This window comes from Salmonella sp. SSDFZ69 (genome assembly GCF_004010755.1).
Lineage (GTDB): Bacteria > Pseudomonadota > Gammaproteobacteria > Enterobacterales > Enterobacteriaceae > Salmonella > Salmonella enterica.
In genome coordinates, this window is the sequence record NZ_CP034831.1 from 4,313,735 (window position 1) to 4,327,861 (window position 14,127).

12 protein-coding genes and 1 pseudogene are annotated in these 14,127 nt (G+C 52.8%); 7 read left to right on the forward strand and 6 right to left on the reverse strand.

Annotated features, from left to right (window positions below; all coding sequences use genetic code 11):
- Positions 1-71: 71 nt before the first annotated feature.
- From EOS98_RS21345 to EOS98_RS21360, 4 genes and pseudogenes are all read left to right on the forward strand, one after another.
- Positions 72-361 (forward strand): annotated as a pseudogene (locus EOS98_RS21345) (hypothetical protein).
- 196 nt (positions 362-557) lie between these two features.
- The gene (locus EOS98_RS21350; RefSeq protein WP_000587743.1) at positions 558-1,286 is read left to right on the forward strand and encodes a hypothetical protein; all 729 of its coding nucleotides are present in this window, start codon (positions 558-560) and stop codon (positions 1,284-1,286) included.
- A 261-nt stretch (positions 1,287-1,547) separates the two neighbouring features.
- Entirely contained in the window at positions 1,548-2,489 is a 942-nt protein-coding gene (gene panS / locus EOS98_RS21355) for a ketopantoate/pantoate/pantothenate transporter PanS (RefSeq protein WP_126524375.1), read from the forward strand.
- Between the two features lie 97 nt (positions 2,490-2,586).
- Positions 2,587-2,859, forward strand: a complete 273-nt coding sequence (locus EOS98_RS21360) for a DUF3811 domain-containing protein (RefSeq protein WP_001207628.1) — start codon at positions 2,587-2,589, stop codon at positions 2,857-2,859.
- Here EOS98_RS21360 and rluF read toward each other — a convergent pair.
- Genes rluF through EOS98_RS21375 form a run of 3 tightly spaced genes read right to left on the reverse strand, consistent with a single transcriptional unit; the run spans position 2,856 to position 4,447 of the window.
- Positions 2,856-3,725: a 23S rRNA pseudouridine(2604) synthase RluF gene (gene rluF / locus EOS98_RS21365; RefSeq protein WP_079899289.1), complete on the reverse strand. Its 870-nt coding sequence runs from the start codon at positions 3,723-3,725 to the stop codon at positions 2,856-2,858. The two genes, EOS98_RS21360 and rluF, sit on opposite strands and share 4 nt — an antisense overlap.
- 46 nt (positions 3,726-3,771) lie before the next feature.
- Positions 3,772-4,311, reverse strand: a complete 540-nt coding sequence (locus tag EOS98_RS21370; protein ID WP_001096724.1) for a DUF2058 domain-containing protein — start codon at positions 4,309-4,311, stop codon at positions 3,772-3,774.
- A gap of 34 nt (positions 4,312-4,345) precedes the next feature.
- A complete protein-coding gene (locus EOS98_RS21375; protein ID WP_001576533.1) occupies positions 4,346-4,447 on the reverse strand; it encodes a hypothetical protein in 102 nt (33 codons plus the stop codon).
- A 71-nt stretch (positions 4,448-4,518) separates the two neighbouring features.
- On the opposite strand from EOS98_RS21375, the gene pepE reads away from it, so the two are divergent.
- Entirely contained in the window at positions 4,519-5,208 is a 690-nt protein-coding gene (gene pepE, locus EOS98_RS21380; protein WP_126524376.1) for a dipeptidase PepE, read from the forward strand.
- 75 nt (positions 5,209-5,283) lie between these two features.
- Here pepE and EOS98_RS21385 read toward each other — a convergent pair whose 3' ends face one another.
- Entirely contained in the window at positions 5,284-6,915 is a 1,632-nt protein-coding gene (locus EOS98_RS21385) for a Na/Pi cotransporter family protein (RefSeq protein ID WP_000956811.1), read from the reverse strand.
- Positions 6,916-7,181: 266 nt separating this feature from the next.
- Positions 7,182-10,865 (reverse strand): methionine synthase, encoded by a 3,684-nt coding sequence (gene metH, locus EOS98_RS21390; RefSeq protein WP_126524377.1) that lies wholly within the window; start codon positions 10,863-10,865, stop codon positions 7,182-7,184.
- A gap of 303 nt (positions 10,866-11,168) precedes the next feature.
- Between metH and iclR the strand changes: the two genes are divergently transcribed.
- The gene (gene iclR / locus EOS98_RS21395; protein WP_000226434.1) at positions 11,169-11,993 is read left to right on the forward strand and encodes a glyoxylate bypass operon transcriptional repressor IclR; all 825 of its coding nucleotides are present in this window, start codon (positions 11,169-11,171) and stop codon (positions 11,991-11,993) included.
- Between the two features lie 10 nt (positions 11,994-12,003).
- The gene (locus EOS98_RS21400) at positions 12,004-12,411 is read left to right on the forward strand and encodes an ASCH domain-containing protein (protein ID WP_126524443.1); all 408 of its coding nucleotides are present in this window, start codon (positions 12,004-12,006) and stop codon (positions 12,409-12,411) included.
- On the opposite strand, the gene aceK is transcribed toward EOS98_RS21400, so the two are convergent.
- The gene (gene aceK, locus EOS98_RS21405) at positions 12,375-14,126 is read right to left on the reverse strand and encodes a bifunctional isocitrate dehydrogenase kinase/phosphatase (protein ID WP_126524378.1); all 1,752 of its coding nucleotides are present in this window, start codon (positions 14,124-14,126) and stop codon (positions 12,375-12,377) included. The two genes, EOS98_RS21400 and aceK, sit on opposite strands and share 37 nt — an antisense overlap.
- Between the last annotated feature and the right edge of the window lies 1 nt (position 14,127).

Below are 14,127 nucleotides of genomic sequence, written 5' to 3' on the forward strand. Positions count from 1 at the left end.
GTTTTCTTCATTGGAGGAAGAAAAAATCAAACTCTTACATTGCTTATTATTTTCCATATCTAAAAAAGGAAGTGGATTACGGGAATACTGGCGGCATGAGATTATTCGCAGGAATGAATTTTCATTATGTCGATTACTTATGCAGGCAAATAACAATCGCCGTCGTAATTTTTTATTTTGGTGGCGTCTGGAAAATGAGATGTATATCTATGGTTCAAAAAAAACAGAAAAAACTGGATTATGGATTAATCGCAAGCTAAATTCCAAATTTGGAATTGATATAGAGCTGGGAGCAGTAAAAAGGGGAAATAAGATCACTCCCATCCCAACTCTTATTTTATATCTCCCCATGGAAATATAAAAGACAAAACAATCACTAAACCATTTATCAACTTACATTACATATATTAATAACATTATAAACAAATTAATTACATTCACATCTTGAATGTAATTAAACTTCAATAACCATATGAACACTAATTTTGTTGCAATATAAAGCACATTAAATATAGTGGAACATGGCTAAAAACACCTAATATTCACCGGGGAATATAATGATTATTGTTTCTGTGCTCAGACAAAGCAAAGACTTCACCACAAAACATGCTCAATGGTTACATAAGCAGCTCAAAGGTTATGATTCTGTTTGTTTAACAGATGCGCTAAAGATAAAAGGGGTAAATACAGCGCCTCTTTTGTATGATTGGCCAGGATGGTGGGCAAAACTAGAACTTTTCAATCCACTGCATCCTGTTCTTGGTAATGAGGATATTCTCTATATTGATATAGATAGCGTTGTTGTGGGAGATATTACTCCTCTGACAACTATGAAAAAAATAACATTACTTAATGACTTTTCTCAGCATGGTGCTTCAGTTGCGCCAGCAACAGGTATTATGTTTATTCCTGCACCCGCAAAAAAAAATGTGTGGGATGAATTTATGAAAAATCCTGAAAAGGAAATCAATGCCATAAGAACCCCGCCCTATCATGGCGATCAAGGATTTATCGGCAGAATATGTCAAGATGCTGAAAGATGGCAAAACATCTTACCCGGAAGAATTATTAGTTACAAAGCTAATATAGCAACACCAAAAATGATTGGTTTTAACCCTGAACTATACGATGGGACAGGTAATGGAAAATTACCTGACGGAGCAAGCATAGTCTGTTTTCATGGTTCCCCTCGCCCCTGGAACACAGCATTGCCCTGGGTGCCTTACTTTAGTTTAAAAAACACAATCCAAAGCAAAGTGAAACAATATAAGTTATCACTGCGTTAAAGTTTCCTTCTCTTCAATGCCGGCGCTTTTCTTTACGCCACCAGAACCTCTATATATTTCTAATACGGTAGCGTAAGCGCCATCGGGCGATACGTTGCCGGATGGCGACGCAGGCGCGTCATCCAGCCTGCCATGTGCCCACACTGGATCATGAGCGTAATTTGTTTGAATAATCTTCCTTCACGCGATAAACAATAACTATGGTCTGGCTCGATCCTGATCCGTTGATAACAAACACAACATACTTGCAAGGAAAACAACATGCTCGCCGTCATTACCCGGCTGTTCCCGTTATGGGCGCTGCTGCTCTCTCTCATTGCGCATTACACACCATCCACCTTTACTCCTGTTGGGCCGTGGGTCGCGACACTACTGATGTTGATTATGTTCGGTATGGGGGTCCATCTTAACGTTGACGACTTTAAACGCGTGCTCTCCCGACCAGCCCCTGTCGCCGCAGGGATATTCCTGCACTATCTGGTAATGCCGCTCGCGGCATGGCTGCTGGCGTTGCTGTTTAAGATGCCGCCAGATCTGTCCGCCGGGATGGTACTGGTCGGCAGCGTAGCCAGCGGCACCGCCTCTAACGTAATGATCTATCTGGCGAAGGGAGACGTCGCGCTCTCAGTCACCATTTCATCGGTCTCCACGCTGGTCGGCGTGGTCGCCACACCACTACTCACGCGCCTGTACGTCGATGCCCATATTCAAGTCGACGTGATGGGTATGCTGCTGAGCATTCTACAGATTGTGGTCATTCCAATCACGCTGGGGCTGGTGATTCACCATCTGTTTCCGCGCGTAGTGAAAGTGGTAAAACCTTATCTGCCAGCATTCTCGATGGTGTGCATTTTGGCAATCATCAGCGCGGTGGTCGCGGGTTCAGCTTCACATATCGCCTCCGTCGGCTTTATGGTGATCATCGCGGTGATCCTGCATAACACCCTTGGCCTGCTTGGCGGCTACTGGGGTGGGCGTCTGTTCGGTTTTGATGAGTCAACCTGTCGAACGCTGGCGATCGAAGTCGGGATGCAGAACTCTGGTCTTGCTGCTGCATTGGGTAAAATCTACTTTGGCCCGCTCGCAGCGCTGCCTGGCGCGCTGTTCTCAGTGTGGCACAACCTTTCAGGGTCACTACTGGCTGGTTACTGGTCCGGGAAATCGATTGTTGAAAAATCGGGCGAAACGGCAAAGGTAAATTAAAATATTGCCGGGTGGCGCAAGCTTACCCGGCTTACACGCTATCCGCCCGTTGCGTATTGCCGTAGACTAAATGCATCGGCTAACTGAGGGCACCCGTATGGCACTCCCCCGCATTACCCAAAAAGAGATGACCGAGCGCGAACAGCGCGAACTGAAAACGTTGCTGGACCGCGCCCGTATTGCGCACGGTCGTCCGCTGACCAATTCTGAGACCAACAGCGTAAAAAAAGAGTACATCGATAAGCTGATGGCGCTGCGTGAGGCTGAAGCGAAAAAAGCCCGCCAGTTGAAGAAAAAGCAGGCGTATAAACCCGATACGGAAGCGTCATTCTCCTGGTCGGCGAATACGCCGACGCGCGGCAGACGTTAACGTCCTTTCTTCTTTCGTCCCGGCGAGGTAAAGCGCTTACCGCTTGATGCCGGGCGCGCTTTCTCATTGCTTTTTTCGATCGCAATAACCGGTCGCTTAATACCCGTGGTCTTCGGCTTCGCTTTGGCCTTTGGTTTGGCTTCGGAAGAGGAACGCTCAATCAATTTAAACAGATCGATCAGCTCATCGTCCGTCAGATCGCGCCACTCGCCCAGCGGAATCCCGCTCAGGCTGACGTTCATAATGCGCGTACGCTCCAGTTTCGTCACTTCATAACCAAAGTATTCACACATACGACGGATCTGACGGTTTAATCCCTGCACCAGGGTAATGCGAAAGACAAACGGCGCCTCTTTTTTCACCTTACATTTTTTGGTGACAGTACCCAGAATCGGCACGCCAGCGCCCATACCACGAATAAACTCGTCGGTAATCGGTTTATCCACCGTCACCAGATACTCTTTTTCGTGATCGTTACCGGCACGCAGAATCTTATTGACCAGATCGCCGTGGTTAGTCAGAAATATCAGCCCCTGCGAGTCTTTATCCAGACGACCAATCGGGAAGATACGTTTGCTGTGGTTCACAAAATCGACAATATTGTCGCGTTCGCCGTCTTCAGTGGTACTGACAATGCCAACCGGTTTATTCAGCGCAATCAGCACTAAATCATCCGCTTCTCGCGGCTCAATCAACCGACCATTTACTTTAACAACATCCCCGGCGACCACCTGATCGCCAATGGCGGCGCGTTTGCCGTTGATAAAAACATTGCCCTGTTCGATAAAACGGTCCGCCTCGCGACGCGAACAGATGCCGCTTTCACTGATATATTTATTAAGCCGGGTAGATGTGTCGGTCAGCATATTTACTCTCTGAGAAATTTTTCTACATAAACGTCGGGAATGTGACTTACCACATCAAATCGTCAGGAACTTTAAAATCGGCATACGGATCATCTTCGTCCTGCTCTTCCTGACTCAGCGCACTGTTTACGACAATACTGTCCGCATCTCGTTGTGCGATTTTATCGGCGACGCTCGCGGGAATAATCGCATATTCACATTCACCGCTGTTATTGATAACCAGGCGCGCAATCGCGAGACGCCCATTAATCAGTTGCGTCTGAGTGAGCTTATCCACGTCTATTTTTTTGATGACGTTATTATCGGTGAAGTTAAAACCAATATCGCCTTTAGATACATTGATTCTATTCATTTCAATAAGTTGCTTAACCTGAGCTTTAAACTCTTTCGCTAAAACCGCTTGTTTTTGCTGTTCACTGAGTTGTTTATCACGCTCAAGTTGCGCCTTTTTATTTTCTTCCACCGCCTCTCTGGCCTCACGAGCCTGAACGCGTGATTTTTTAGCCGTGCGCTGGACTTTGGCCATTTTTTTGCTGGTCACTAATCCCGCTTGTAGCAGTTGCTCTTGTAAGGTCAGTTTTGCCATTTTCGTCTCTAAACGTGTTAAATAATTTTGCGGATTATACCTGTAATTTTTCAGGCGATACCAGATAGCAGATCTGGCCTGGCGTCACTTTTAGCGACCGCGCGTTGCCTGTAACACGCGCAACATCATGAGCCATATCAGTAAGACATTAAATGGATAATGGTAGCATTATTACGTTTTGACATTTCCTGATGAGGTGGAGAAGTAATGGAACTGCTTTTATTAAGTAACTCGACGCTGCCGGGTAAAGCCTGGCTGGAACACGCTCTGCCGCTGATAGCGAATCAATTGAACGGTCGACGCTCAGCCGTGTTTATTCCGTTTGCCGGCGTCACGCAAACATGGGGCGAGTACACGGATAAAACCGCAGAGGTACTTGCGCCATTAGGGATAAACGTCACAGGGATTCATCGTGTCGCCGATCCGCTTGCAGCGATTGAGAAAGCGGAAATCATTATTGTCGGCGGCGGAAATACCTTTCAGCTACTGAAAGAATCGCGTGAACGCGGGCTGCTGGCGCCGATGGCGGACAGGGTAAAACGCGGCGCGCTGTATATCGGCTGGAGCGCGGGCGCCAACCTTGCCTGCCCGACTATCCGCACGACCAACGATATGCCGATCGTCGATCCAAACGGTTTCAACGCGCTGGATCTGTTCCCGCTGCAAATTAATCCTCACTTCACTAACGCCTTGCCGGAAGGTCATAAGGGCGAGACCCGCGAGCAGCGTATTCGCGAACTGCTGGTGGTCGCGCCGGAACTGACAGTGATTGGTTTGCCGGAAGGTAACTGGATTCAGGTGAGCAACGGCCAGGCGGTTCTCGGCGGCCCGAATACCACCTGGGTGTTTAAAGCGGGCGAAGAGGCCGTGGCGCTGGAAGCGGGTCATCGCTTTTAATCCCTGGCCACATTGAATGCCGAATGGCGGGCCTACACGCATGTTCTCCGTAGGCCCCGCCATCCGGCATTTCACTTAATACTCGCCCCGTTCCTCGTCCTGATCCGGCTGTTCCAGTACGCTATAGGCGACCGAACAGAACAGTGAGTTAAGACGCTTCATATCGCCCAGCAGCCCTAAATGGAGCGAGCTGGTTTCAATGCTTTGCACGTTCTGCTGGTGCAGGCGGTCGACATGCGCATGTGAGTATCGGCGATTAAGTATACGGAAGCGATGTTTACTGCGGCGCAACCGACGGGCGCTGGTGACATCGCCGGAGAAAAAGACCGACATCGCCAGTTGCAGATTACTGAGCAGTTGATCGTAAAGCGCATCCAGCTCTTTCAATCCTTCTTCTGAAAATGCCCGACGCGCCGCCAGCGACTTGTCGGCAATCTCGCTGCCCATTCGCTCGATAATATCCGACGCCTGTTCGAGGTTCAGGGCCATCTCAATAATCTCCGCCCACCGACGGGACTCCTCCGCCGCCAGCTCGTCTTTTGGCATTCGCGCCAGATAAAGCTTAATCGCGGTGTAGAGCACGTTAACGTCATCCGCCAGCTTGCGCAGCGCTTTCTCTTCACGCGGCTCGCCGTGCATGACCTTTTTTAGCCCTTCCATCATCTGTTCCATCGCATCGCCAATGCGCAACACCTCACGGGCAGCATTAGCCAGCGCCAGCGTTGGCGTATCCAGCGCGCTGACATCCAGATGTTTCGGCTTCAGATGGGTATCCAGTTCAGGCTCATCACGAATAATTCGTTTACAAAAACGCGCCATCAGCTCGGCAAATGGCACCATCGCCAGGCAGCGCACCAGGTTATAGAAAACGTGGAAATAGATCACCAGCTCTGACTTCGGTAGCGATAGCTCATCCATCAGATTCGCCAGCGGATGGACAAACGGCAGGATGACCAGGCTGCCGATCAATTTGAACAATAGGCTGCCGAGCGCTACGCGACGCGCGGCAGCATTGGCGGCGCTGTTATTGAGCATCGCCAGCAGCCCCGATCCCAGATTGGCGCCGATGACCAGGCACAATGCCACCGGGAACGATATAATCCCCGCCGCCGTCAGGGTCGCCGTCAGCAACACCGCCGCCAGGCTGGAATAACTGATAATAGCGAACATCGCGCCAATCAGCGCATCCAGCATAATGTCGCCCGTCAGCGACGCGAAAATGACCTGCACGCCATTAGCCTGAGTGATCGGCGTCACCGCCTGCACAATCAGCTCCAGCGCCAGTAGAATCAGGCCAAGCCCGATACCGACGCGACCAAGCTGCCCGGCACGGGACTGCTTACGTCCCAAAAAGAAAATCACGCCAATAAAAATCAGCAGCGGCGACAGCCACGACAAATCAAAGGTGAGAATACGCGCCATTAGCGCAGTACCCACATCAGCGCCCAGCACAATCACCAGAGCTGGCGTCAGGGCGACAAGATCCTGGGCGACAAACGACGTTACCAATAAAGTGGTGGCGTTACTGCTTTGTACCAGCGCGGTAACACCGATACCCGCACAAAAGGCGAGCGGTTTCTTTTCCACGCTGCGGCTGAGGACAGTGCGTAGACGCGCGCCAAACACGCGCATTACGCCAGTACGAACGATATGTGTTCCCCATACCAACAGCGCAACGGCAGAAAGTAGATGGAGCAAAGTTAACACGGCGTCAGGTTCTCCTTATCGTTATACGTTTTCCTGAAGCTCACTTGCGATAAATTGCCTGATGGCGCAAAGCGTTAAGGCCTGCTGGCGTTGCACGCCACCGGGCTTACCATACGTAATACGGTATGCTGGATAAGGCGTTTACGCCGCCATCCGGCAAATTCAGCGTAGAGCCTTCCTTCAGTATAAGGGTTTAATTGTAAGAAAGAGACAAGGCACCCAATGAGTGCCTTGTATGTTGTAAGGAAAAGTGACGATTTTATGAATCAGTCCGCATCGTAACCCAGGTTCGGCGCCAGCCATCGCTCAACGTCCTCAACGCTCATTCCTTTACGAAAAGCATAATCTGTCACCTGATCGCGTTGGATCTGCGCTACCGCGAAGTATTTGCTCTCAGGATGGCTGAAGTACCAGCCGGAGACCGACGCGCCAGGCCACATGGCGAAAGATTCGGTGAGCTTCATCCCGGTGTGTTTTTCGACATCCAATAGCTGCCAGATAGTGCCTTTTTCGGTATGTTCCGGGCAGGCAGGATAACCCGGCGCCGGGCGAATCCCCTGGTAGTTTTCGCGGATTAATTCGTCGTTACTCAGGCTCTCGTTCGGCGCATATCCCCAGTAAACCTTACGTACACGCTCATGCAGGTACTCGGCAAACGCTTCCGCCAGACGGTCGGCAATCGCTTTCACCATGATCTTGTTATAGTCGTCGTGTTGCGCTTCGTAAGCATCAGCCAGGGCGTCTTCTTCAAGACCGCCGGTGACTGCAAACGCACCGATGTAGTCCGCTTTTCCGGACAGTTTCGGCGCGACAAAATCCGCCAGACAGTAGTTGGCAAAACCGACTTTCTCGGTCTGCTGGCGCAGGTGGTGGCTGACCGTCAGAACATGAGTACGGGTTTCGTCGCGATAGATTTCGATGTCATCGCCGATGCGGTTCGCCGGGAACAGGCCCACCACGCCACGCGGATTCAACAGTTTCTCGGCGCTCAGTTTATCCAGCATATCATTGGCGTCTTTAAACAAACGCTGCGCCTCTTCACCCACCACTTCATCTTCGAGGATACGCGGATACTTCCCGGCCAGCGACCAGGTCATAAAGAACGGCGTCCAGTCGATGTAGTTGCGCAGAGTTTCGATGCTGGCTTCCACCTCCTGCACGCCCAGACGGTGGGCTACCGGCGGGGTGTAGCGTTCCCAATCGAATGCCAGATCGTTATCGCGCGCCGCTTCCAGCGTGACCGGCGGCGTGCGCGGTTTTTTGCGGGCGTGCTGAATACGCACGGTTTCGTACTCTTTGCGGGTACGGGCGACAAAGTCATCACGCTGGGTGTCGGAGAGTAGCGCCGCCACCACGCCCACGGTACGCGAAGCATTCTGCACGTAGACCGTCGGACCGCTGTAGTTCTGCTCGATTTTCACCGCCGTATGCGCTTTCGAAGTGGTTGCGCCGCCGATCAGTAGCGGGATAGTAAAGCCCTGACGCTCCATCTCTTTCGCCACGTTGACCATTTCGTCCAGCGACGGGGTGATAAGCCCGGAAAGACCAATCAGATCGGCATTCACTTCACGCGCCGTTCTGAGGATTTTCTCCGCTGGCACCATCACGCCGAGATCGACGATTTCGTAGTTGTTGCATTGCAGCACCACGCCGACAATGTTCTTGCCAATGTCGTGCACATCGCCCTTCACGGTGGCAATCACCATCTTGCCGTTGCTGGAGCCTTTTTCTTTGCTGGCTTCAATAAACGGCTCCAGGTAGGCCACCGCTTGTTTCATCACGCGAGCGGATTTCACCACCTGCGGCAGGAACATTTTCCCTTCGCCGAACAGGTCGCCGACCACGTTCATGCCGTCCATCAGCGGCCCTTCAATCACCTCAATCGGGCGGGAGGCCTGCTGGCGGGCTTCTTCGGTATCCTGCTCGATAAACTCGGTAATGCCTTTCACCAGCGAGTATTCGAGACGCTTTTTCACGTCCCAGCTACGCCATTCCGCCTGCTGGGCGTTGGCAGCTTCGTCGGTTTTGCTGCCGCGGTATTTCTCCGCCAAATCCAGCAAACGCTCGGTGCCGTCATCGCGACGGTTAAGAATGACATCTTCAACCGCATCGCGCAGCTCGGCGGGCAGGTCGTCGTAGATAGCCAGCTGTCCGGCGTTGACGATGCCCATGTCCATGCCGTTGCGGATGGCGTAGTAGAGGAATACCGCGTGGATAGCTTCACGTACCGGGTCGTTGCCGCGGAACGAGAAGGACACGTTAGACACGCCGCCGGAGATCAGCGCGTGCGGCAGCTCGCGTTTGATGTCTTCACAAGCGCCGATAAAGTCCTGCGCGTAGTTGTTGTGCTCTTCAATACCGGTCGCCACGGCGAAGATATTCGGGTCGAAGATGATGTCTTCCGGCGGGAAACCCACCTCTTCGGTGAGAATTTTGTAGGCTCGGCGGCAAATTTCGATTTTACGCTCACGGGTATCGGCCTGCCCCTGCTCATCAAAAGCCATCACCACCACTGCGGCGCCATAGCGACGTAGCAACTTCGCATGATGAATAAAGGCTTCCACGCCCTCTTTCATCGAAATAGAGTTGACGATGCCTTTACCCTGAATGCACTTCAGCCCTTTTTCGATAACCTCCCATTTGGAGGAGTCAATCATGATTGGTACACGGGCAATGTCCGGCTCACCGGCAATCAGGCTGAGGAAACGCACCATCGCCGCTTCGGCGTCGAGCATCCCCTCATCCATATTGATATCAATAATCTGCGCGCCGCTTTCTACCTGCTGACGGGCGACATCCAGCGCTTCGCTGTATTTCTCTTCTTTGATCAGGCGTTTAAATTTGGCCGAGCCGGTGACGTTAGTACGTTCGCCGACGTTGACAAACAGGCTATCGTCGCCAATGTTCAGCGGCTCCAGGCCGGAAAGGCGGCAGGCCACCGGGATATCCGGCAGCTGGCGCGGCGGCAAACCGGCAACGGCGCGGCTCATCGCCGCAATATGCTCCGGCGTAGTGCCGCAGCAGCCGCCAACGATATTCAGGAAGCCCGCTTCCGCCCATTCGCGAATCTGTTTCGCCATGGTGTCGGCGTCGAGGTCGTACTCGCCGAAAGCGTTCGGCAGGCCGGCGTTCGGGTGCGCGGTGACGTAGCATTCGGCAATCCGCGACAGTTCCTGGACGTACTGGCGCAGTTCATCTGGTCCCAGCGCGCAGTTAAGGCCAAAAGTGAGCGCCTCGGCGTGGCGCAGCGAGTTATAAAAGGCTTCGGTCGTCTGGCCGGAAAGCGTACGGCCAGAGGCGTCGGTGATGGTGCCGGAAATCATGATCGGCAGATCAACGCCCAGCGCTTCAAACTCTTCTTTCACCGCAAACACCGCCGCTTTCGCATTCAGGGTGTCAAAGACGGTCTCAATCAGAATCAGATCTGCGCCACCTTCCACCAGCGCTTTAGTGGATTCACGGTAGGCCGCCACCAGCTGATCGAAGGTGATATTACGAAACGCCGGGTCGTTGACGTCCGGCGAAATGGAGGCCGTGCGGTTAGTTGGACCAAGCACGCCCGCAACAAAGCGTGGTTTTTCTGGTGTTCGCGCCGTCCATTCATCGGCGCAGGCACGCGCCAGTTTGGCCGCCACATAGTTAATTTCCGCCGACAGGGATTCCATCCGGTAATCCGCCATCGCAATGGTTGTCGAGTTAAAGGTGTTGGTTTCGATGATATCCGCGCCAGCCTCAAAGTAGGCGTTGTGGATAGCGGCGATCACCTCCGGCTTGCTGAGTACCAGCAGGTCATTGTTGCCTTTCAGGTCGCAGGGCCAGTCGGCAAAGCGCTCCCCGCGGAAATCTTCTTCATGTAGACGATAGCTCTGGATCATGGTGCCCATACCGCCGTCCAGCACCAGAATACGTTCATTTAACTGCGCACGCAGTTGTTCAACTTTGCTGCTCACACTCGCTCCCGACAACGCTCCACGTAACGAGCCATACTGGCACAAAGCGTGCTGGCGGAAAAGAGAACAACGGGCAACATGAGACATGTTCAGCTTGCCACCCACTTCTGTCGCTTTGCCGGATGGCGGCGCAAGCGCCTTATCAGTCTACAAATTACTTTGGCGGCTCCCAAAGCGTAGGCCTGATAAGCGCAGCGCCATCGGGCATCCTGTGATGTCACTCATCCGATCAGTTCAGGAACTCTTGCATTATAATTGAATAAAACGAAAATGATTTCCACGATACAGAAAAAGGAGTCTGCCATGGTTGCCCCTGTTCCCGCGAAACGCGGGAGAAAACCTGCCGCTACCACTGCACCCGTAACCGGGCAGGTTCAGTCTTTAACTCGCGGTCTGAAGCTGCTGGAGTGGATTGCCGAGTCCAACGGCAGCGTCGCGCTGACCGAACTGGCGCAACAGGCGGGTTTGCCTAATTCCACGACTCACCGTCTACTCACCACCATGCAGCAACAGGGTTTTGTCCGCCAGGTTGGTGAGCTGGGCCACTGGGCCGTAGGCGCACACGCGTTTATCGTCGGCAGCAGCTTCTTACAGAGCCGTAATCTGCTGGCGATTGTCCATCCGATTTTGCGCAAGCTGATGGAGGACTCCGGCGAAACGGTAAACCTTGCCGTACTCGACCAGAGCGACCATCAGGCCATTATTATCGACCAGGTGCAGTGCACACAATTGATGCGCATGTCCGCCCCTATTGGCGGCAAGCTGCCCATGCACGCCTCTGGCGCGGGCAAGGCGTTTTTATCACAGCTCAGTGAGGAACAGGTTACCAGTCTGCTGCACCGCAAGGGGTTGCACGCTTATACCCATGCGACGCTGGTGTCGCCGCTGCATCTGAAAGATGACCTCGCCCAAACACGCAAGCGCGGCTATTCCTTTGACGACGAAGAACATGCGCTCGGTCTGCGCTGCGTGGCCTCGTGTATTTATGACGAACACCGCGAACCGTTTGCGGCCCTCTCTATTTCCGGCCCCTGCTCACGCATTACCGACGATCGCGTCACCGAACTTGGCGCCATGGTGATTAAAGCGGCGAAAGAGGTGACGCTGGCCTATGGTGGAACTCGCTGAAATGAGCAGCCTGAAATTATACTGGCAGGAGAAGTACCCACAGGCCTTCTGTTGGTCTTTCGGTGATTCGCCGGCGCTGGCCGACGAGCTGGCGGCGCTAGTGGTCGCCGGTAAAAAGCGTGGCACCTGTAGCTCGCTGGTTAGCTATCAGAAAGAGCAGCCCCCTGTCACGCCCGGGTCATATCACATTGTGCTCAACGGCACAGGCGACGCCGTGTGCGTCATACGCACGCTGGCGCTCAGGCTGATCCGTTTTAACGAGATGAGCGCCGATCTCGCCGCACTGGAAGGCGAAGGCGATCTTAGCCTGGCGTACTGGCAAGCGGTACACCGGGCCTTTTTTGAGCGCGAGGGTAATTGGTCGCCGGAGATGGAACTGGTTTACGAAGAGTTCGCCGTACTTGAGATCGCGCCGTAACGCACGCTAAAGCGCTGGCGACGACGATAGGCATACACATCTTCTACATGCCCTTCTTTAATACGCGTCTGTAGCGCACGCCAGTAATCGGCGCGAAACAGGTCGGCATGCATCTCTTCAAACAATGGTCCGATACGCGGATCGGCACACAGCCAGTGGCGAAACTCCTCCGGGAAAACATCACCCGGCGAGACGCTATACCAGGGTTCGCTGGCCAGTTCGTCTTCCGGATAACGCGCTGGCGGAATATCGCGGAAATTCACTTCCGTCATGTAGCAAATTTCATCGTAGTCGTAGAACACCACGCGACCATGACGGGTAACGCCAAAGTTTTTAAACAACATATCGCCGGGGAAAATATTAGCGGCGGCAAGCTGGCGAATGGCGTTGCCGTACTCTTCTATCGCGTCGCGCAGTTGCTGCTCTTCGACCTGTTCCAGCCAGATATTGAGCGGCACCATGCGACGTTCAATATAGAGATGGCGAATGACGATATGTTCCCCAAGATCGGTAATCTTCTCTGGCACTTCTTGTCGTAACAGCGCCATCAGCGCCGGATCGATTTGCCGTTTATCCAGTACGAAATTCTCAAACTCCTGGGTATCCGCCATACGACCGACGCGATCATGCTCTTTTACCAGTTGATAACAGGCACGCACATGGGCGGCAGACATCTCTTTCTGCGGGGCGAATTTGTCTTTAATGATTTTAAATACCCGGTCGAAACCTGGCAGGGTAAACACCAGCATCACCATGCCGCGGATACCAGGCGCCTCAATGAATTTCTCATCGCTTTCAGCCAGATAACATAAATATTCGCGGTAGCTTTCGGTTTTCGCATGTTTCTGGCAGCCAATCGCCATATACAGTTCGGCAGTGGTTTTACCCGGCAGGATTTCACGCAACCACTCAACCAGCGCGGCAGGCAGCGGCGCATACACCATAAAATAAGAGCGGGCAAAACCAAACACAATGCTCGCTTCTGCCGTGGTGGTCAGGCAGGTATCGACAAACAGTTCCCCCTCATCAGTACGATGAATCGGCAATAAAAACGGCAGCGTACCGTCAGGTGTGGTTAATTTACCTACCAGCCAGGCCGCTTTATTACGGTAAAACAACTCATTCGCCACCTGGACATGGCAGCGAGGTAGCGCGTCCTCGCCCAGTGTTTCAGTCAGGTGCGCGATAATATAGCGGATATCCCGGCTTTTATTCTGCCAGGGCAGACGCAGCGGTAAGTCACTGAGTATGCGCATCAACAGCGGCTCCCAACCGTGATCGGGAAAGAAGTCTTTGGCCAGCGGGCGCGGGATAGTACGGAAGCGACGCTCCGGTTGCGAACTGAAAATAAACAACCGCTCGGGTGTTAACGAGCGGTGGTCAAATAACCGGCAATAAACGGAGTTGAAAAAGCTCTCCGCAATCTCGAAGCGCGGGTAATCCGGCAACAGCCGGGTGTAATGCTCTTTAACGCGTAAAAGGAAATCCGCGTCGGTACTTTTGCCATCGGTAATACAGCGCAGTTGCTCCACCACCAGACCCACATGATGATCATAGAGGTGGATACGGCTTTTCATCGCCTGCTGGACGGCGTGCCAGTCGGCCTGTTCAAAACGCTGCTGCGCGCCGGAAGTCACTTCCAGAAATCGACCATACTGCGCGTCAAAGCCTTGCAGGATGGTTTGAGCAATCAGTAATTCCAGGCCACGCGGCATT

Bases quoted from the DNA above. Each gene is read 5' to 3' on its own strand.
- EOS98_RS21350 (WP_000587743.1), top strand. From the start codon at position 558: ATGATTATTGTTTCTGTGCTCAGACAAAGCAAAGACTTCACCACAAAA.
- panS (WP_126524375.1), top strand. From the start codon at position 1,548: ATGCTCGCCGTCATTACCCGGCTGTTCCCGTTATGGGCGCTGCTGCTC.
- EOS98_RS21360 (WP_001207628.1), top strand. From the start codon at position 2,587: ATGGCACTCCCCCGCATTACCCAAAAAGAGATGACCGAGCGCGAACAG.
- rluF (WP_079899289.1), bottom strand. From the start codon at position 3,725: ATGCTGACCGACACATCTACCCGGCTTAATAAATATATCAGTGAAAGC.
- EOS98_RS21370 (WP_001096724.1), bottom strand. From the start codon at position 4,311: ATGGCAAAACTGACCTTACAAGAGCAACTGCTACAAGCGGGATTAGTG.
- EOS98_RS21375 (WP_001576533.1), bottom strand. From the start codon at position 4,447: ATGGCTCATGATGTTGCGCGTGTTACAGGCAACGCGCGGTCGCTAAAA.
- pepE (WP_126524376.1), top strand. From the start codon at position 4,519: ATGGAACTGCTTTTATTAAGTAACTCGACGCTGCCGGGTAAAGCCTGG.
- iclR (WP_000226434.1), top strand. From the start codon at position 11,169: ATGGTTGCCCCTGTTCCCGCGAAACGCGGGAGAAAACCTGCCGCTACC.
- aceK (WP_126524378.1), bottom strand. From the start codon at position 14,126: ATGCCGCGTGGCCTGGAATTACTGATTGCTCAAACCATCCTGCAAGGC.